Source organism: Desulfovibrio inopinatus DSM 10711, from assembly GCF_000429305.1.
GTDB lineage: Bacteria > Desulfobacterota > Desulfovibrionia > Desulfovibrionales > Desulfovibrionaceae > Alteridesulfovibrio > Alteridesulfovibrio inopinatus.
Genome location: NZ_AUBP01000002.1, coordinates 421009 through 441851 on the forward strand (window position 1 = coordinate 421009; position 20843 = coordinate 441851).

A 20843-nucleotide genomic window follows, 5' to 3' on the forward strand; every position below is an offset into this window, starting at 1 on the left:
GCATCTTGTTATAAAAGACGAGCGTCATCACATCCACTGCATGTTTTTTCGTATCTTCATAAGCTATGCAACAAACAGAAATAATGCGACGGGAAAATGTTGTAATGCGGAATCGAGATGAAGACGGTCTTCCACGGTGATACTCTCTCCCGTGATGACATCTTCATATTCTCCATGAGGAAGATTTTCGGTGATGGCGTCCGTATCTTTGAAGACATCGCCCAACGATAAACCTTCAGTTTTGAGCAGACCGGCAGCGAGTCGGGGTACAAGGACAATGGCTGTCATGGTCTCGATTTGCCGCACGAATCCAAATGCATGCACGCTGTGGCGACCTTCAAAGAGAAGAGGCGTATAATTTCCCTCAAGAAAAAGTTCAGGATGGGCTTTTCGACACATCAATGTGCGCCAAATCGTAAAGAGTTTGATGCGTCCATCCTCGTAGTGGGAGAGAAGCGATTCGCATAGATCGAGAGGCTTACTGGAAAATTCTTTTTTGAGACCGGACAGCATTTTTCGGCGAAGTGTGAAGTCGACCGGTTGCCGATTATCAGGATCCACCAACGACAAATCCCAGAGTTCACTTCCTTGATAAAAGTCAGGAACACCCGGTAGAGACACTTTTAAGACCGTTTGGGCAAGGGAATAGAGCGCTCCAAGTTGGGCTGTTTTGTGGTGAAGCGGGGTGAACACCTTGTTGAAATTACTCTTTTCATCCTCTCCGAGAATTTTGCTGGCGAACGTGGTGTAGGCGTTTTCATACTCTTCGTCCGGGTTAATCCAGCCCGAATGCAATTTGGCTTCGCGTACGGCTTTGGTGAGATAGGCCGCGATGCGTGCAGTATAGTGTTCGTCGCGTGTTTCCGGCCAACTTCCGAGGAGTGTCTGATAGAGGAAGTACTCATCGTTTTTGTCCGGCATGAGTTCGTCGGCATGTTGTGGACGTTTTCGGGCATTAGCGCGGCTAAATTTGTGCAGCGACTCGGACCACTCATCAGCAAGTTCAGATAACGCGCACAAGCGCATGCGCGTATCTTCCCCGCGCTTGGTGTCGTGAGTTGCGGTGGCGTTCATGGATAAGGGCCAGACCTTGCGTCGTTGCTCAATGATTTCGTGGAAATTTTCCGGACGAATACCGAATTGTGTTGGTTCGCATCCGACTTCATTCAGGCAAACAAGCCGATTATAGATATAAAATGCTGTATCTTCCATGCCCTTGGCCATGAGTGGTCCCGTGACTTGTTGGAAGCGCATGGCGAATTGAATCCATTGTCGCTTGTCGTCCTCGGACATGCGGTCATCGAATTCAAGAAGGAGGAATCGTTCGAGAAAGTCGAATTCAAAACGTAAATCGGGATTGCGTCGACGGGCGAGACGAATGGCTGATCGAATATAGTTGAGATCGGCCGGGCGAGCTGCATCATTGCTGATGTACGTTCGATAGACGGGAAATTGGACGAGCAGTTCGGATATGGCTTGGCGGAGAGCACTTTGCGTTATGTCGAATGCGTGGCGGTCTCGACTGGACACGCTGTTGACAAGGCGAGTGAGGTTATCCACATCGCCGGCCATGTGGCGTCGCAGAATTCCACTTTTGGTGCGTTGAGCAATACTTGCCAGGCTACGTTTTTTCTCGATGAACTCTGCATAGATGGAGTCAAACGTTGCTTCATTGTCCCGATCGACGAAAAGGTTTTGACAGAGGCTCAAGGTGTCGTAACCGGTTGTGCCTTGAATGGGCCAGAATCCGGGGAGTGGCTCCTGCCCGATAAGAATTTTCTCTACGACGATATAGGCATTGGGGGCTTCTTCGCGCAATTTTTTCAGGTAGGCCGTTGGATCATACAGCCCGTCGATATGGTCGATTCGTAACCCGGAAAAACGTCCCGCATGGACTTCTTCGAGAATAAACTTGTGGGTATGTTGAAACACCTCATCGTATTCGACACGCAAGGAAATGAGTTCATTAATGCTGAAAAAACGTCGGTAATTGATCTCTTCGCCCGCTACTTTCCAAAACGAGAGACGGAAGTATTGTTTGCCAAGCAGGGCATCGAGCCTGTCAAATCGCTCCGGTCCATCCTGCCCGGTGTCACCGTTGATATATTTGAGGTTGGCGTCAATGAATGCGGAAATCGCCTTGCTGCCTTTCTTGAGCTCATGAAGCATGCGCTTGATGAACGAGATTTGATCGTAGCGTTCGAGTCCTTCAGACCGGGGGGCCAGATTCTTGATGTTGTAGAGTACGCCGAGCAGCTTGATGTAATCGGGATTTTCTCGCCCGAGCTTGGAGCGCAATTGTTTGAGCCCCAAGGTGAGAATGTCATCATAGCTGTCGATACGCAGTGGAAAACGGAGTTCATAATAGCGGACATGAAATCCGTTTTCATCGAATCCAATGGTAATTTCGCCATTCTCCAGCGTTTTTCCGTAAAATGCGCCGAGAAACGGAGCGATCATGCGGCCTTTGATGCTTTCAAAAGGGTGATCCCAGTCGATATCGAAGAATTCAAAAAACCGTGAAGCTTCTCCGTTTTCAAGGACATCGACGAGCATACGGTTTTCGCCGGATACGGCCATATGGTTGGGCACAATATCTTGAACCCAGCCCATGCCATATTCTTTGAGGCTGGTCATCATGCCGTTGTAGGCGGCTTGGTCTCCCAATTCTGGATTGAGTATTTGGTGGTCGCAGACATCATAGCCATGTCTGGAGCCGGGCCGGGCCTTGAAAATGGGAGAAGCATAGATATGAGTGATGCCGAGTTCATGCAGATAGGGAACGAGCGCTTTCACTTCGGAAAAGCCAAATTGTGCATGCAGTTGCAGGCGATAGGTCGCGTCGGGAGTATTCATGGGAGTTTTACCTTGAGGTGTCGGCTGAGAATCGTGAAGGCCTCAACCCATTGTCGGGCATCGGCATCACCAGTTGCGGCTCGTTGTACCATGTTTTCGTAGAGCTTTACACGGAGGCCGAACAGCGTGTTCTGTGCTTTCCAGACAAGCAATCCGAGATGCAGCGGTTCAAGCAAATCAAGGCATGTGGCCAAGGTTTGCATTTTGGCGATATTTTTGGGTGTAGTGGCCAGTTCGGCCATGGCATTGTTGACCCAACCCGCTACGGCAAAACACACTGTTTCATCATGTATATCCACGTTGCGTTTCCGTGCTTCTTCCATGAGTTGACGAAGATCTTCCGGATCTATGTGCGATTGCGAGAAGAGGCGTTTCGCGTCGGTGCGGATGACGAAGGTTGTCGCCTGCGTAAAGTGCGATGGTGGAGGAATATCGAGCCAGTCGAGAAAATTGAGAATACTGTAGTTACTCTCATAGGTTTGGCGGAATGCGTTTTCTGCCAATTTATATTGTGGCGTCAGAATTTTATTGACTACACTGCGCTGTTCGTCGCGGAAGAGGTGCCAGATGGAATAGGTCGCTCGTCCGAAGTGGTTGTCCAAGGCGCGTATGGTTTCGGTAAGGTTGCCTCGGTTGAACGAGTCGGCTAGTTCTCGTTCCATCTTGCGCAGGTTGCCAACATCGTGAAAAAATTGGATGCCGCAAATAATGTTGTGGTCTCCGGGATGGAGCACTGCGTACTGAATTTCAATATATTCTGTCGTAATCTGCGAGGCCATGCCTGCTTTGCCGGTGAGCAAACTGGATCGGCCGGCTGTGTGGCGGTTCGAGAAATCGCTGATGACCTTGTAGCGGCTGATATTGAATTCCTGTGGATAGCTTTCAAAGAGTGAAGATATCGCAAAGTGGGCCGCAACCCGGAGCATATCGACCTGCGAGGGTTTGGCGTAACGAGTATACGCTTCGTCTCCGGAGGAGAGAACATTGCTGGGCGCTTGGGCGAGTTTTTCCACGAAGGTTTCTTCCAGAAAACGTCCTCCGATTTCTTCAGCAAGCTGAATGGTTCTGACCGCGTATTGAAGGATTTGAACGGTTTCGATGCCGGAAATTTCATCGAAGAACCAGCCGCAACTGGTGAAGATGAGTTGGGCAAAACGCTGGAGTTCCATGAGTTTCAAGGCTGAAACCATATCCATGGGGGCAAGAACTCGGGATGCGTGCTTTTTGAAAAACGTGGATACGTTTGTATCGGATCGGTCCAGAATGACATCAATATAGGCGTCGCGGGCTGCCCATGGGTCAGTAAAATAGCGAGGGGCAAGCTTGTCGAACACGTCTGCGGCTTCACGGCTCAACCAGTCTATAGCCTCGCGCAAGGGTTTGCGCCATGCCTGATTCCATCCCGGATGCATGCCCGAATTGCATCCGCAATCCGAACGCCACCGTTCCACGCCATGGACGCAGCTCCACGCCGAGTTGTCATATACTTCGACTTCGAATTGCGGTTCATAGAGGGAAAGGTACTCTCCATAATTCGTCAGCCTGACGCCTGTATCTGCTTCGATGAGCGATAACGCCCAGGCGAGTGCCATTTCACCGGCTTTGTGGTGATGACCGAATGTTTCGCCGTCCGTAGCGATATGGACCAGTTGCGGCCAGTCGCGCCCATTATCGGTAAACGCCTCCATGAGGCGGTCACGCAATGTTTGTCCGTTGTCGAGCAGGCTTCCAAAGGCGATATCCTGACTGATGGGGCCATCATAGAAAAAGAGCGTCAGACTGTTTCCGGAGGGGAGGTGACAGATATACGGTGTCGTGGGATCTATACGTGAGCCCGAGACATCGATCCAATCGTCGTGACCAAGTTGGCGAATACGTTTGGCTTGGTTTTGTGCGAGAATAGTATACGTGATACCGTGTTGGGTAAGCAGCTCGAATGTTTCGGTATCGCATGCTGTCTCCGGTAACCAAATACCCTCAGGATCACGACCAAAACGCCGGGAGAAATCCGTCAATCCCCAGACAATTTGCGTGTGCTTATCGCGTGTAGTGGCCAACGGCATGATCATGTGGTTGTAAATTTGGGCTATAGCTGAACCATGGCCACCGAAGCGTTCTTGTGACAGTCGATCGGCTTCACGGATGGCATCATAGATGAGTGGCTGTTTGCGTTCCATCCAGGAGAGCAAGGTTGGGCCGAAGTTGAAGTTGATACGGGCATAGTTGTTAACGATGTCCATAATTCGGCCTTCATCGTCTTGGATACGAGCGCTAGCATTCGGGCCGTAGCATTCAGCCGTAATACGGTCGTTCCAGTCATGATAAGGATGGGCCGAATCTTGGAGTTCAACTTCTTCGAGCCAGGGATTTTCTCGAGGAGGTTGATAAAAATGGCCATGGATGCAGATGTATCGCTTCATAGGAAAGAATCCTGTCGAGGCTGTGCTCGTGTTCGTCGAAAGAAGGCAAAGATTTTTCGATTACGATCAGGGTTTATCGTACATCGGGAGTGTTTCGCAAGGCGTGTTGAAAAAAGGCGGAAAAAAGAATGAAAATCGAGGAAGGAAAAGGCCAAGGAAGGATGTCCTTCCTTGGCCTTGAAATTGTTATCCCATGTTCATGATGAAGAATGCCGAGCAGGAAAGTATTCACGAACCGTGGACTCAACTTCGTCGAGCCAGGCATGTCGTTGTTCAAGAGTGCTTGTAATGATTGTTTCGAACATGCGTCGGTGAAAGCAGTGAACCCCGCATAAATCGAAAATGCAATCCTTCCAAATACGTTCCAACGGGTCTCCGAAGACTGTTTGTTCCCGATTTTTGGCGGTATTTGACGTGTTGAAGACCAGCGCCGTCTGGGCGCGCAACAGACCTGTCGGGACTCCTTCCCCACTGTCACCTTCGAGGAATTCGTATGCAACCCCCGGCCGGACAATGCGGTCGACCCAACCGGTCAATATGGCTGGAGGCATTCCCCACCAGTTCGGATGTACAATGATGATGCCATCGGCAGAGGCAAGATCCTGACAGTGTGTTTCGATGTTGGAAGGAAGCGGGCTTGAGCGAGAAATTTCTGGACCGGGAAGAAGTGGGTCAAATCCTTGCTCATAGAGATCGTGACGAAGGACATTGTGCCCGAGCGCACCGAGTGTGGAATGCGCCCGTTCGAAAATGGCATGATTAAAGCTGCCGGGGGTGGGGTGAGCGACAATGAGAAGAATTGTCATAGAAGAGAGTTCCTTATTGAACAACAAGCATGCCAGCGCTTACCTCGGCGGCTTTGGCTGGACCGAAGAGTCGAGTTGTCAGACGCAAGGCAAATTCTATTGCGGTTCCTGGACCGGCACTCGTCACGATGTGGCCGTCTTCAACAACAGTATCAGTCGAGCGACGGTCTTCCGGAATAGTATCGATGAATCCCGGGTACGCCGTGGCCATTTTGCCCTCAAGTAAGCCTATTTCGTTCAGTACCACAGCCGGAGCGGCGCAAATAGCGCCGATCAATCCTTGATGTGCGTTCTGTGCGGCCAATATCTTCGTTAAAGCTTCGGAAGCACGCAAATTTGAGGCTCCGGGCATCCCTCCAGGAAGGGCAACGAGGTCGAACGTGCAGTTTTCGACCATGGACAAGGGTTCGTCAGCGATAACACGGACGCCGTGTGCACCGGTCACGGTTTTTTCTTCTGCCAGTGAGCATACGGTAAGGTCGGCTCCGGCGCGACGTAAAACATCTATCATGGTCATGGCTTCAATTTCTTCAAAACCGTCGGCGAGTGGAATCAATACGGTCTTGGACATGCTTTCCTCCTTAACAGGGTGACTGGAAACATGTGCATTTTATCGTATTTAAAATACGTTGCAAGGTGTGGTTGTGAAAGAAAGGCAGAGAAGGGTCAAGTTTTTTTCTTTTGTGCCGATGAAAGACAATGGAAAGGCATCATTGCCTTCTTGCTTAGGCCGTTCTTGTGCGTTAAATAATAATATACACGTGAAAAAAAGAGGTGTGTCATGAATGTTTCCGCGCTTGCTGGCGCCGGGACCATGCTTGGGTATATCGACAAGCAAACGCTCGGGGCTTCTGTTGTCAGTCAAACCCTGGATAACCTCAACAACTCATCCTCTTCTATGAGTTCCATGGCGACAACGCCTAGCGAATTCAACGCCTCCCTTGTTACACAAACCTTGGATACACTCAATTCTGGCTTCAATCCGGGCAGTTCCGACGCGATGAGCCAGACATATGATTTGAGTAAAGACGTCTTGGGGGCGTACATGACGGGGAAGGGGGTCTTTGCAAATTCGAGTGTGTAATAACCTCATCAAGACCTTCGCGCGTTACAAGACCGTGCATGAGCGCGGCAATCGGTGTTCAAAGCCGGTTGCCGCTTTTTTTTGATAAGAGCAGAAGGATTGGGAACACGGTTGTTGCCCATTGCCGTCGAGGTTTGATAGGATGGTACAATATGCACATAAAAGGAGAGCGTTCATGAATGTACTTATCGTCTATTATTCCTTGTATGGCCACATTCACAGTATGGCACAAGCCATGGCTGAAGGAGTGGGGGAAGTTGAAGGAGCCACACCCATCCTCAAACGAGTTCCTGAAACGCTGAGTGATGATATCCTGACCAAAATGGGAGCTCTGGATATCCAAAAAGGTATGTCCAGCATCGAAGTGGCCACCCCACAAGATTTAGCTGCTGCCGATGCGGTCATTTTCGGCACCCCGACGCGTTTCGGAAATATGTGCGGACAGATGCGTCAGTTTCTCGATGCGACAGGACAACTCTGGGATACGGGGGCACTGGTTGGGAAAGTGGGAAGTGTTTTCACTTCATCCAACACGCAGCATGGTGGGCAGGAAAGTACTATTTTAAGCTTTCATATCTCATTGCTTCATCATGGCATGGTCATTGTAGGCTTGCCGTATGCTTATGAAGGCCTCATGAATACGTCTGAAGTCTGCGGCTGCTCGCCATATGGTGCGTCCACGGTTGCCGGGGCTGATGGAGCGAAAACGCCGAATGATACGGAATTGCGTGGTGCTCGTTTTCAGGGACGGCATGTTGCAACGATTGCCAGTAAACTCATTGGCTGATTCAGGTTGAACAAAGAGCTCTTCCATAAATGCCTTATGAGATGATCACGGGCCTGTAGAGCCTGACACACCGAAAGGGCCCCGGCGAATTGAATTCGCCGGGGCCCTTTCGGTGTGTGTGCGTCGTCTGATTCTATTATCTAACCGCGAAGAATGACGGTATCACCATCACGTTTCACGGAAACAGCGGATTTGGTTTCATTCAGAGCGCCGTGGAAAGACATTCCCGTGTTGAAGGACACATTGACATTAGCGTTTTCGGGCATGGCTTCCAAAGCAGCTTTGAGTTCTTTCACGGTCATGGCGCGTCTCCTTATGTAGAGCCAAAGGGCGTCAGAGGTATTACTTTTGTTTTGGTTGGTTAACTAACCAACCGGCAAGGTCGTTTCTAGTTGGTTGACCAACCAATGTCCAGCGTTTTTTTCCATGAATTTGATATTTTTTTCTCAATCTTCATGAAGGTGCTGTAATGTACTGATTTGTATGGTGTTTAGATGGTGTGATTCGTGGAGAAAGTTGTATCTAATCTCGTCCTCAAATTGTTTTGTAGGCGTACTTGGGTGCGAATGCACAGAATGGAGAGAAATATTTCTCCTGGTTGTTGGAAAAAATCTGTAATTCGAGGAATCTTTCATTGGATCAAATTAGTGCACCCCACACGAAGCCAAGTAGGCTCCTAGTTTTTTATCTGTGCCATGGATGTGATCCACGAGCCAATTGCTTAAGAAATTGATGAGATCTATGGAGTTCGCGGCAGTCTCGGTTTGTTCATGAAGACGAATTTGAGAAATCTTATCAATGAACTTCTGGTGTTCTTCTTTATGAGGGAGAATTTCTGGGTAGGTATGTTGCTCCATAAATGCTTCTTCTGTTCCGAAATGCGTTATTGCGTACTGATGCATTTGTTCTAAAATAGAATGAACAGGGTCCGTATTCGTCTGATTCTGCATAGCGTCGTAGAGTGTATTCACCATGCGCAGAAGCTGGTGATGTTGCTCGTCCATAATGTGTATATTGACAGAAAGGCTTTCACTCCATTCAAGTATAGCCATAGTGTGCTCTCTTGTATTTGATGTTGATTTCTTTCATATTTTCCATGAGCAGAAGGAGTAAATGTGAAATATTCTGGCCGCTTTGTTCAGAGCAAGCGGTGTAAAAGTGAAAAATGTAAAAAAATATTTGAGAATTGCAAGAGTATGGTGGATATCGTCTGCTTATTGAGATTTAATTCGGTTTGCCTGGGCGTTTATGGGCATTATTAAGAAATGGAGAAATATCGTCGGTATCGTTTTGCTCCGGACGGAGATATTTTTGCGCATATTCACGGAAAATTCCACTTTTTAGAAAAATATCGAAGAGCTCTGCGTCAATGTGTTGATCATTTCGCATAAAACTCATTATCTGAAGGGCTTCAGAGAGCGTTTTGGGTTTTTTGTACGGTCTGTCAAAGGCAGTTAAGGCTTCGAATATATCGGCAATGGCAAGAATGCGTGATTCTATGCGCAGGTCTTTAGCACTTTTCTTGAGAGGATATCCTGTACCGATCAGTGTTTCATGGTGAGCCAATGCTATGTTCGGGACATTGCGCAAGTTTTCGGGAAAAGGAATTTTCGAGAGCATCTCCAGTCCGCTCAATGTGTGTTCATTGATCTTAAAGCGTTCTTCAGGAGTAAGTGTTCCTCGAGAGATACATAGATTATACAATTCTCCCCGGTTGTATTCATGAGGTGGGATTTCAAGCGGATTCCCAAAAGCGTCGTGCAGGTGCGAGTAGTTTTTTGATTGGGGGACAATATGTTCCGGTTTGTCGGAGAGTAATGGCTCTGCTACTGGCAGCGGCGGGTCCGTGCTATCGCCTTTGGCTCGGTGTTCTGCTCTGGAAATGCCCAAGCGATCACTGAAATGACGCATCCACGTTCTGTTGGCAATGGATTCTAGCCGAGATTGTGTTTCCTCCGTCATAAATTCTGTGCCGAGATTGCAATTGGCAATGAATTCGAAATCGTCCTCAATGGAGCGAAGCGTTTCTTGCAGTTCTTGTTCAAGCTGCTCGATATTTTCTTTGCCTTGAAGTTGTCGTTGTAAAAATACAATTTCGGCATCACGTCGGAGGACTTCGAAACGCATGCGGATTTCATGAATACGGTTGTATATCGTTTCAAGTTTTGTGGCTTTATCGACAACATATTCGGGAGTGGTGACTTTGCCACAATCGTGCAGCCACGAGGCAATGAACAATTGTCGCCACTCGTCTTCCGTGTTCAAGCGAAAATCTGCCAGCGGTCCGTCTTCCTTCTCATGCGCAGCACGAGCCAGCATCTCTGCCAATTCCGGCACCCTCGTACAATGGCCACCGGTATAGGGAGACTTGGCATCGATAGATGCGGCCACAACCTGGACAAGCGCATCGAACAGTTCGGTGAGGGAATTAACGAGATTCCGGTTATCCAGCGTTACCGCTGCTTGAGCTGCCAATGAGGCCACGAATTTGATGCGTTCTTTGCACGTTCCGTCTTCCGTTGTGTCGGTCTCTGTACAAGGATTGAATAACTGTATGACGCCGAGCACTTCATCGCGACGCGTTACGATGGGGACACACATGAGTGAGGAAATCGTGTAATCTTTGGGTTCTTCAGGAAGTCCGGTGGGGAATAAGCTGAAATTCCCGTTAGGTATGACAATAGATTCCCGCTGAGTGAACGCCTGACAGGCAGAATGGAGTACCGAATCTTTGCTCAAGAATGCCATGATTTGCGGTTGAATCATCATACGCGGCGCGGGAGTCTCTGACATTCCACCAAGGTGGATATTTTGTGGACCAAGGCTCAACAACTCGACACCAAGCAGATTGTCTTCTTTGATGTACAGCACTCCGCCGTCAGCCTGGACCAACTCCTTTGCATTGGAAAAAATCAATGAAACCAGTTGGTTCAATTTTTTCTCGGTGGAAAGAGCTACACCACCCTCGACCAGCATTTCCAACTTGCTTTGTGTTTGAATGAGATTCTCTGTTTTTGTTCGGATCGTCGCTTTCATGGCTTCGTAAGTCTGCGCCAGGGTATTAACCTCTTTGATGATCGAATTGATCGGAGGGGAAGGAGAAAAGTCGAAAGACTGAATTTTTTGTGCTTCGGCCATGAGTGCATTGACCGGACGGGCAGCGCGGCGACCAACCAACATAACGATAGGGATAATTATGATGAGCAGTCCCACCGCGATAAATACAATGCGAATAGCCAACCGTTTGATATGTCCTGTGATGTCGCGCAGGGGAGCCGCTATGACAACATGGAGGTGTTGTCCCGAGTCGGGTTCCATACTCATTTGGCTGGCGATATACATTTCACCATCTATGTTGAGAAAGAACGGTTTCCTTGATCCTTTCGTTACATTGTCGTTCTTGGAGGTCATTTCCTTTGCGACAGCGGCAACGACGGGATTTGAAGACGTCGTGGCGTGAGGAAGGTGGAGATCGGTAGAGAGGACGTTTTTCCATGCGAGTCCAGGCAGAGCAATGAGCTGATTGTCTTTATCGACAATCCAAATGACACCGTTTCGAGCAACCTTCTGCGACGCAAGAATGTCGCCAAGTTTGACCAAAGTGACATCGACACCGAGGACTCCGCTACCGTTGGCGAGTTGGCGGGCGCAGGTCAAACCCGGAAGTCTGGAACTACTGAAAATATATGGTGTCGTGAACGTTGTTTGCCCTGTTTCTTGCGCCTGAACAAACCAAGGGCGTATTCGTGGATCGTATTCGACAACTGAGTCTTGCCGTGTACGAATGATGTCCAAATTGTGTTTACGAAATTGCCATACCTGATGGCGAGTACCCTCTATCGAAGTGGTGATGACTCTATCTATATATGCCGTTTCAGGTGGAGCATCGTATGTGCGGAGGATAGTCTCATTGTTTCTTGGCGCGATAAGTTGATGGAATGTGCCATCGTTGTATCCTGTATAGATGGAGAGAAGGACTGGCGTGTCGTCGAGAATAGCCTTCATTGTGATAGTACTATCTATAAATGATGCAGGATCTGTATGGTCGAGAGCAGCCGTCATAGGGTTAAGGGCTGCGGTTTCGGTGAGGGTGGCAATGGATGAAATGACGACGTTGATACGAGCGCTGGTTTTCGTCGTGATTTCTTCAAACAATGTTTCCGTTGATTCAAGTGCAGACATTCTCCCTTCATATTGAATGACAGAAAGGAGCATGACAATAAGGATCATCGCCGTACTAAAGGCAATCCAGGAAATGAGGGAAGAGAGACTAAATGTGGATTTGTTTTGTATCTTCATGACCTTCAGCGATGTTGAAATGAGCTACTTTCTCCAGTCAATATATGGAACCATGCATTATTCAGTGTTTCGAGCAAAGAAGAGCTGTATGGCAGTGTACATGCATATAGTTTTCCAGAAAAGTCATTTTTTCTTGTTTGTATGAGGCGTAATGTTTTAATATTGTTACTTTTGTGTTTGACAATATGCTTGGAATAATATGCTCCGAGACACCAAGATCAAAGTCAGACATTGCTCTTCTCGTGTATATTATTGCGAATTGCAAAATATATTTCGATGTCAAAGCGTACGCGGTAAGTTTGGATCGATATATAAATTTTATAGGATTGGTTCTCTGGGAGATGATTGTATAATAACTGGAGCAGGGATGTCTTCCATTATGACGGTAACGCCGTAGATCTTTGAAAAAAAACGGTGCATGGGTGAAGGTATGGGAAATGATGTGAAATAGGTTTTATCTATGTGTCATAAATGATTTTCTCGATCAGTATAATAAGAGTTGGTTATTTCCCCCCTCGTTCCCCTCTATACGTCAAGAGCATAAGGGCATGAGTGAGAAAATTGATCGGAAAATGCATGTTAAGGTTTCGGACTCTCCGTCAACGTAATGCCGTACTCCGGGGCATATTCGTCGGCAATGAAGACGGATTTGATAATCTGCATATCAATATTGCTCTCGGCTGCCTCGACATATTGTGTGGTGGTATAGAATTCGATAACAATGGGAAGCTTGGGCTGAACTTGGTCCAGAATATCCGTAAAGAGCGGGCTGCTGAAGAAGGATCGAGTCTCATTCTTCGTGCGCAAAAGCAGGTAATTGAAATCACCGGTTTCAGAGCCGGCATATGTTCCTTCGAGAAAAGACGTTTTGTCTTGGGCGAAACCGGGACAGGCAAAACATAACCAGAAGATACAGCATACGAGGAAGAATGGAGCACATCGAAGACGACTGTGCATATATTTCTCCAAGAGGTTTGAGAGCATTGTATCAAACGGGCAATGAAAAGGTAAATGTACTGCCTTTGCCAAGAACAGACTCGGCATGAATGTGACCTTTGTAATGTTCGATGATTTGCTTACAAATGGCCAGCCCGAGTCCTGTTCCTTTGGGGGTCTCCGGTGTGGTTTCTCCACGGCCGACTTGATAGAATTTGTCAAATATATTGACGAGGTCTTTGGCAGGGATACCAGGGCCTTCATCGGTCACACGAATTTCAACAGCATTGTTGTGTGTGCTGACATCAATGATGATGCTTTTATCCGGTGGGGTAAATTTGGCTGCATTGCCAAGAAGGTTTGTTAAAACCTGCATGATACGGTCGGGATCGGCATGGAGAACAGGGAGGTCTTCATGGATTTCCATATGAATTCGCGCGGCGGCCCCTTTGGGCATGAGACCTGATACAACCGCTGTGGCTTGCTGTATGAGTCGTGCGATGTCGATTTTCTGGTCATGCCATTCCGCACTGCCCGACTCGATGCGTGTAAGATCAAGAAAGTCGTTGATGAGTCGTTTGAGGCGCTCGCCTTCTTCTTCAATGATGGCAAGGTTGGTAATGATGCGATCGCGTTTTTTGGCGAGTCGGCTGTCTTCTTCCACTAATCCGACAAACGATGATTTGAATTCTTTGCTGATGAGTTTCGTGAAGCCGATGATAGAGGTCAGTGGCGTGCGGATATCATGTGATACCGTAGACATAAACGACGACTTGAGTTCATCGAGTTCCAGGAGTTTACGGTTGGCGATTTCGAGTTCGCTTGCCTTTTGATCCAGAGTTTTCGTACGTTCAAAAACAAGATTTTCCAGTGTCTTGTTGATTTCGGCAAGTTTGACTTCGATAAGCTTGCGTTCCGTAATATCTCGTACAACGAGTACACCTGCTTTGATGCCATGAAAATCCATCTGCTTGATACGCATTTCGACGGGGAATGTTGATCCTTCTTTACGCATCGCTAAGACATCGAAAGGCGTCGTGTCGTCTTCCCGGAGGTGGCGGCGAAATTCTCGGCGAGACTCCGGCGCGATGAGCATTTCAACGGAGTCGATTTTTTTGGATTCAGCGAGACTATACCCAAACATGGGATAAAATTGATTGTTCACTTGGTGGATAATACCTTCGTCCTGGATGATAATTGCTTCCCAGGCTGCGTCAGCAAGCTGTTTGAACCGTTCTTCGGTTGATGACATCGCTTGGGCTGCTATCCGTCGAGTTTTGATATTGTAGTGTAAAAGCAAAGACACTGCGATAATACAGAGTGACACGATGATAAGAATAATTCCGGTCGAACGATCGATAGTAAAAAACGGAGTAGGAGCATTGAGTAATATATAGGAGGAGGGCAGGCGATTTAAAGGGATATTGTAACGCTGGAGTTCAATATAGTCGAAAATATTGGCATTGGGGCTTTCTTGGAATGGGATGTGGTCGGCACTTTCACCGTTGAGAATCATAATGGCAAGGTTGGCAGCGGCAGCTCCTTGGTGTTTACCACTGACAAGGTTGCCACCCACAACACCCGGCTTCATGGCAAAATCCCAGGCGGTGTATATAGGCCTGTTTGTTGCTTGAGTGATGAGGTTGATACCTTGATCCACAGTGAAAATATGACCGTCAGTGGATCGAGAAAGCCCCAGATTGAGCACGACAGACGTCGAATCAAGCTTGTTTAACTGGGCTTGGATTTCATCAACTGGAAGTTCACTCAAATCGAGTGCAGAGAGTTCGTCGACATGCTGTATAGCTTCTCGGAACAGTTTGAGGTTAATACGACCGCTTTCTGACATACCGGCAATTACAGCCACCGTCGTGACATCAGGCTGAAGCTGCTTGATGAGGTTTAACGTCGATTCAATCTCGATCTTCTCAGCAACTCCCGTGATGTTCTTACTTTTACGTAAGCGTGCGTTGTCAAGATTGTTGATACCACAGAACACCACAGGCGTTTTGGGAAACAGTTCATCCCGGTAACGAAGAATAAATTCAAGCGCGTTGTCGTCCGTTGTTATAATAAGGTCGAAGTGGGTATTGCGATAAATATCGGCGTAGAGCACTCGGAGGTGGGGGAAAATGAGTTCTGTAGGATGTCGTTTTGTATTCATATACTCGACAACGATGTTATCGAGTGGAGCTTTATCGGCAAAGGTTGAATAGATACCTTCTGTGAGCGAATCGGTCCACGTGTAGCCGTAGTGATATGAGTGCAGAACAAGCACATGGGCAGCTGTTCTGGCACGAGCTTCTCCCGATAAACTCGCAACGATGAAAATACATACCATCACACAGAGTGACAATCGGAGAATCCTTGGGAGAATCTGATATGCTTTCACTCTGGAATCCACATTTAATAACCTACGGTGAAAGATGACCTCATGTCATATTATTGATTATTCCATTAAAGGAATCTCCGTCAAGAACAGTTCATGATCTTTTGCAGAATGAAACGTTGACATTCTCCACAGAAAATCGTGCGGTTGAAATTTTCAAGAATAAAACACTGCTAACGATGTGTTCGTGGATATGATCGAATTTATTGATCCATCCGTATTTTCTTTGTATGGATGATATAACACATTGTGTGTTGACATGCATATAGTAACATGTGAAGCCAAGAACCATTATGCTTCAATCTCGTACAGCATGGAATCATCCTCTTAAACGCCAAATCATAATTGGTGGAATCTTTTTTGTCACACTTGTTTTAGCAAGTCTATACGGCTTTCTCTTATTTCATTGTCTCGCTGAAATGTTTAGTGTCGTTATTGCGTGCGGGGTGTTTTTTGTCGCCTGGAATACACGACATTATCTGGAAGACCACTCTCTTGCCTTGGCGGGTTGTATTTTTCTCGCCGTTGCGGGCTTCGATTTTCTTCATCTTCTTGCCTATGAAGGCATGCAGATTTTTCCTGGGTACAACGCTGACTTGCCAACACAACTTTGGATTGTCGGCCGGTATTTCGAAGTCAGCGCATTGTTGAGTATCGCGTTTCTTGCAGGAAAAAAAATTCATCTTGGAGTTTGGTATTCTCTTCTTTCGGGATTGTTTTTCCTCTGTGTTATTGCGATTTTCACAGGGGTGTTTCCCGCGTGCTATATTAATGGGCAGGGCCTGACTTCGTTCAAGATTGGCAGTGAATATTTTGTGATGGGAGGATGTATCCTCGCTACGTATCTTTTCTTTGTTCGGCGATCCCGATTCGATTCTGATGTCATCCGATACTATATTGCATCTGCTTTGCTCACGTTTGCGGCGGAGTTTGCGTTTACCGTGTACATAAATATTTATGGCCTCACCAATATTGTTGGTCATTTTTTCAAGGTTGGCGCATATTATTTTTTTTATCGCGCTGCTATTGAGACCGGTTTATCCCAACCTTTTGCGCTTATTTTCAAAGATCTCAAGATGCGTGAGGACGAGCTGGCACAAGAACGCGAGCTCCTTATTACTTTGGTTAATGCCACTGAGGATCTCGTCGTGTTGCTCAAGCCTGACGGAACTCTTGTTGCAGCCAACCAAGCGCTTCAAAAGCATTTTGATCTTTCAGAGCAGGGTATCACCGTGCAGAATTTTTTCTCTCTTGCTCCGCAGGGAATGCAAGACGGTCGGAAGTCGGCTATCGCAACATGCTTAAAAACAGGCCAGCCTGTACAAATTGAAGAGCCAGGTCCGGATAGCATCTATTATACAAGCTACTATCCGGTGTATGCCGAAAATGGAAACATTCGCCTCATTGCTGTTTTTTCTCGCGATATTACGGAAATGAAACGATTAGATGCCCTTCGAGAAGATGTGGATCGGATTATGCGTCATGATCTGAAAAATCCACTCAATGTCATTATCGGATTCCCGCGTCTGCTTGAGGAAGAAGGAGATTTGAATGACCTCCAACTTGAGTATCTTAAGCATATTCGGGAGGCTGGTCTTCACATGCTTGAGCAAATCAATCAATCATTGAGTTTATATCGTATCGAACGTGGTACGTATGATTTTCAGCCTTCAACTGTCGATCTTGGGGCTCTTCTGCAACGTGTCTGTGGCGACATGATGAGCAAGGCCAAGGCTGCCCAGGTTCATCTCTACGTAGATGTATGCGAGTCTTCGCCCCTCGCCTTGGCGGATGAAAATTTATCATATTCCATGTTTGCGAATCTCATCGACAACGCCATCGATGGGTCCAATTCATCGGATGGTGTTTTCATCACCATGCCGTGTCCAAGGGGCGATATGATTGATGTGGCTATTCACAACGCCTTACCTATTCCCGCGGAAATCCTTGATCGTTTCTTTGAGAAATACGTGACCAAAGGAAAAAGGAACGGGACGGGACTTGGTGCTTATTCGGCGCGTCTTCTCGCACTCGCTCAGAACGGCGATATTGTTATGGACAGTGATGAGCATTCAGGAACAACCATAACGGTGCGTTTACCTGCGGCGTCGTAAGGCAAGACAACACGGTCGTCACGGAATCCGGGAAGCGGTTGTCCGTTTGCAGAGAAGGGGCATGGGGAAACATCTCATGCCCCTTCTTGCTTTATGGATTTTTTAAAACCATATCGATGCCAAGTTCGATAGGTGCCAGGGACACCGGGTCAATGACGTCCATACTGGCAAACTTGCCGTTAACATGGATAAATACCAGGGCATGTTGTGAGGAAAAACGTTTCAGCTCTCCGGATTCGGGAAAACCTCTATTCCAGGGTGTCGATTCCATTCCATAGGCAGGCGCGCCGAGGGCGCCGTTGCAGATTTCCCACAGTGGCCGGCTAATGCTGACAGGATCTTGCGGAACGTATTTTTCCGGATTGTACAGCGTCATTCCGGGAGCGATGCGGGTTCGATAGTATACATGCTCGTCACCGACGAGCAGTGCTCGGACTTTGGTGTTTTTAAGAAGTTGCCGAAGATAGGCGTCACGTCGGTCGATAAAGCCGGTAATACGGTCTTCGGGGATGCCTTGTATCACCGGTTTGATGGAGTTATCGCCGCCGGCCCACATGCTTTTGGCTCCCGTATAATGAGCGCTATTGGGAAACATCGGGGTGTGTTGCGTGACAAAAATATGGTCGACGCGACTGTCATTCTGATAGGTCTCAAGCATATCTGTTATCCACTTGAGCTGGTTGTCCATAATATATCCCCAGACATTGCCGCCAATGATTTTATTGGCTGGCATGGATGCCGCCATGAAGTATTGGGAGTTCACCATAATGACGGCCACATTGCCGTAAACGAACGAGTACGCCGTTTCGCCATAGTCTGGAAAATCTCCCGGTGTCTCCGGGCGAGGGTCGAGCGCACTGCCGTCTTCACTGAGCGGACCATTGCGCGGATTGACGAAGATTTTAGAGAACACGGCTTCGCTTGAGTCCGTGTTGAATGGAAAGCGATCGCAGGACAGTCCATATTTGGAGCCATCGTCGAATGTCATACTGATGGTTTCATGATTCCCGACGCCAAGAAACAGCGGAAGCGAGCCGGCAAAGGGAAAAAGGGCCGATTTGAAGTTGGCGTACATACGTTCTTGATCTGGGACATTCGACGCATAACCGTTCATCGTATCGCCCGTGAAGAGAAAAAAACGAGCTTGCTTCGCAGTGGCAAGAGCCATGGCGCGCGACATGACGTACTGATTGACTCCCCCCATGTTTCGTTCTCCAGAGGATATATTCCCCCGACAGTCTGAACCAAACGCAAAGGTAAAGGGAGCGCGAGAACCCGGCGTGGGAGCAGTCATCAATGTTCCATAAAAAACATCGGTTCCGGCCTCGACACGGTATTGATAAAAAATTTCCGGTTCAAGCCCGTCAATCCGAAGGGCATGTTCCGTCCCTGGGGTGGATTCGGCAATGATTTTGTCTTGAATGTGAACCTTTGCAGCTATCGAATTGTTGGTAGTAAACGCAATGATGACATGCGTGGACGTTAGATCGGCTAACATCGGGCCTTCCACAATGGAGTCTGCGACGGTGAAAGGACCGTTTCCTCGAAAATGCAAGCGGCTTTCAAAAAGAATATGACCTGTTTCGTCTGCGACTCGATAATAGAGATGCCCCCGAGCCCGTTGTTGCCAGGAGGTACAGTCTTTTTTCCCGGCGAGCGTTTTCATCTTCACAACCGCACGCCCTTCATGAATGGGAACTGCATCTTGAAAAATGGGTTGAGGAAATGCTCCCATGTCTGGGCTCCATAAGCCGTAATAGAGCGTTCCGTCTTCAAGCTTGAGACCATGTTCCGGATCCTCGAAGGAGAACACAAATCCCTCTTTGTCTCCCTTGGGATGGCCACGCAATTCCATAATTGTTTGCGAGGGGTGATTGTGGAGAACCGGCAAGAGATGGCCGTTGTCTTCTCCAAATAATTGACCGTCATGCTCTTCGATATGGCTGTAAACAGCTGGGATTTCAGCAGCAAAGGGACATGTCGGTAAGAGTGCGCACAAGATCGCGGTGAGCCAGAATACCTGAGAGCGTCCCATGGAGGCCTCCTCAATCAGTTTTGTGTGGTGTGCGGTGAAGATGGATTTCTTTTTCAGGAACATAGCAAAGCAAAAACATCTTGTCGCGAATTCTCACACAGAACCTTGTACGCATGGTTTCTTGGACCCTGTATTGTTCTGTGTCTCTTTTCCCGATGCACTCGGGAGTATTTCCCAAGCTTTTCAATAAAAATCCTCTGCAAAATGAATAGGATCCCTCATCGACGTCTTCCCCTTTCAGGCTTATCTCATAACCATAGAAAAAGCGAAACGAACGCTGTGAGAGCGTTTTTTAACAAAGGATATCTGCCATGAAACACGAAAAGAAAAGCATACGAAGTCAGCTCGGTCACTCAGCCCTGGAGTTTGCCTTGATCGTTCCCATCTTCGTGATGTCGTTGTTTTCGGTGGTGGAGCTTGGCCGGTATTTCTGGATACAGCATGCCATTTCCTCCGCCGCCATCGAAGGAGCCAGATTGGCGATTCTCAATGGTCCTACGGATGCTGAGGTCGTCAATTATGTTCAAGACCTGCTCACCGATTCCGGCGTACCAGGGGCGCCACAAGTCACGATTTCGCCCCGTACTCCTTCGCAGGATGTGACGGTGACGGTGCAGACACCATTTCAATTCATGATTATGCCCGGTTTCGTCGAAGGTCTTGTTCAACCCAACCCGCTTTCTCATGCGGCCGTCATGAGGCATGAGCCATGAACACGACACAACGACGCAAAGCAAAACACATGGCTGGGGTTGTCTCTGTTGAGCTTGCCTTGGTCATGACGTTCTTACTGATGCCGCTTTTTATTGGTGTACTCGATTTTGGTCAGATCATGCATGCACAGTATGTGATTACCAGAGCTGCTCGAGAAGGCGCCGTCACGGCTTCGACGAATGGAAACGTCGATTTGACAGTGCGCAATTATATTGCTGCATCCAATCTCAATCCTGGACAGGCTCAGGTTTCGGGGAGTTTTTTAAGCGGTACGGTAATGCCGGGGAATCCTGTCAGTGTCACCGTGACGTTTGACATGACGGGGTACATGATTCTTCCTTGGAAAGACATTGTTCCGGCTTTGTCCACTTTGTCTGCCACGGCAGAAGCCAGACAACGCTAA

General features: G+C 47.9%; 15 protein-coding genes. 5 read left to right on the forward strand and 10 right to left on the reverse strand.

Annotated elements, in window-relative coordinates; genetic code table 11:
- Positions 1–63: 63 nt before the first annotated feature.
- The 4 genes from treY to G451_RS0104185 all read right to left on the reverse strand — a co-directional run bounded on the left by treY (position 64) and on the right by G451_RS0104185 (position 6653).
- A complete protein-coding gene (gene treY / locus G451_RS0104170) occupies positions 64–2856 on the reverse strand; it encodes a malto-oligosyltrehalose synthase (protein ID WP_027183274.1) in 2793 nt (930 codons plus the stop codon).
- Positions 2853–5276, reverse strand: coding sequence for a DUF3536 domain-containing protein (locus G451_RS0104175; RefSeq protein WP_027183275.1), 2424 nt, complete (start codon positions 5274–5276; stop codon positions 2853–2855). The genes treY and G451_RS0104175 overlap by 4 nt, the downstream gene beginning before the upstream one ends.
- 197 nt (positions 5277–5473) lie before the next feature.
- Positions 5474–6082 (reverse strand): NAD(P)H-dependent oxidoreductase, encoded by a 609-nt coding sequence (locus G451_RS0104180; protein ID WP_027183276.1) that lies wholly within the window; start codon positions 6080–6082, stop codon positions 5474–5476.
- 13 nt (positions 6083–6095) lie between these two features.
- The gene (locus G451_RS0104185) at positions 6096–6653 is read right to left on the reverse strand and encodes a DJ-1 family glyoxalase III (RefSeq protein ID WP_027183277.1); all 558 of its coding nucleotides are present in this window, start codon (positions 6651–6653) and stop codon (positions 6096–6098) included.
- A gap of 210 nt (positions 6654–6863) precedes the next feature.
- Here G451_RS0104185 and G451_RS0104190 point away from each other — a divergent pair, with 210 nt between their 5' ends.
- Together G451_RS0104190 and wrbA are read left to right on the forward strand one after the other, a co-directional pair.
- Positions 6864–7166: a hypothetical protein gene (locus G451_RS0104190; RefSeq protein WP_027183278.1), complete on the forward strand. Its 303-nt coding sequence runs from the start codon at positions 6864–6866 to the stop codon at positions 7164–7166.
- Between the two features lie 175 nt (positions 7167–7341).
- Complete coding sequence (gene wrbA, locus G451_RS0104195; RefSeq protein WP_027183279.1) at positions 7342–7953, forward strand: NAD(P)H:quinone oxidoreductase; 612 nt, start codon at positions 7342–7344, stop codon at positions 7951–7953.
- Positions 7954–8093: 140 nt separating this feature from the next.
- Here wrbA and G451_RS34040 read toward each other — a convergent pair whose 3' ends face one another.
- The 5 genes from G451_RS34040 to G451_RS32275 form a co-directional block, all read right to left on the reverse strand.
- Entirely contained in the window at positions 8094–8255 is a 162-nt protein-coding gene (locus G451_RS34040) for a hypothetical protein (RefSeq protein ID WP_156921503.1), read from the reverse strand.
- A 342-nt stretch (positions 8256–8597) separates the two neighbouring features.
- On the reverse strand, positions 8598–9005 hold the full coding sequence (locus G451_RS0104205; protein ID WP_027183280.1) for a bacteriohemerythrin: 408 nt from the start codon (positions 9003–9005) through the stop codon (positions 8598–8600).
- Positions 9006–9177: 172 nt separating this feature from the next.
- On the reverse strand, positions 9178–12252 hold the full coding sequence (locus G451_RS27490) for an HD domain-containing phosphohydrolase (protein WP_084448360.1): 3075 nt from the start codon (positions 12250–12252) through the stop codon (positions 9178–9180).
- Positions 12253–12831: 579 nt separating this feature from the next.
- A complete protein-coding gene (locus G451_RS0104220; protein ID WP_027183282.1) occupies positions 12832–13209 on the reverse strand; it encodes a hypothetical protein in 378 nt (125 codons plus the stop codon).
- 31 nt (positions 13210–13240) lie between these two features.
- Positions 13241–15580: a sensor histidine kinase gene (locus G451_RS32275; RefSeq protein ID WP_156921504.1), complete on the reverse strand. Its 2340-nt coding sequence runs from the start codon at positions 15578–15580 to the stop codon at positions 13241–13243.
- 290 nt (positions 15581–15870) lie between these two features.
- Here G451_RS32275 and G451_RS32280 point away from each other — a divergent pair, with 290 nt between their 5' ends.
- Positions 15871–17691, forward strand: coding sequence for a sensor histidine kinase (locus G451_RS32280; protein WP_027183283.1), 1821 nt, complete (start codon positions 15871–15873; stop codon positions 17689–17691).
- Positions 17692–17782: 91 nt separating this feature from the next.
- On the opposite strand, the gene G451_RS0104235 is transcribed toward G451_RS32280, so the two are convergent.
- Positions 17783–19726 carry a metallophosphoesterase gene (locus tag G451_RS0104235; protein ID WP_027183284.1) on the reverse strand — a complete coding sequence of 648 codons (1944 nt, stop codon included), beginning with the start codon at positions 19724–19726 and terminating at the stop codon, positions 17783–17785.
- A gap of 311 nt (positions 19727–20037) precedes the next feature.
- On the opposite strand from G451_RS0104235, the gene G451_RS0104240 reads away from it, so the two are divergent.
- Together G451_RS0104240 and G451_RS0104245 are read left to right on the forward strand one after the other, a co-directional pair.
- The gene (locus G451_RS0104240; protein ID WP_027183285.1) at positions 20038–20439 is read left to right on the forward strand and encodes a TadE/TadG family type IV pilus assembly protein; all 402 of its coding nucleotides are present in this window, start codon (positions 20038–20040) and stop codon (positions 20437–20439) included.
- Positions 20436–20843, forward strand: a complete 408-nt coding sequence (locus tag G451_RS0104245) for a TadE/TadG family type IV pilus assembly protein (RefSeq protein ID WP_027183286.1) — start codon at positions 20436–20438, stop codon at positions 20841–20843. The genes G451_RS0104240 and G451_RS0104245 overlap by 4 nt, the downstream gene beginning before the upstream one ends.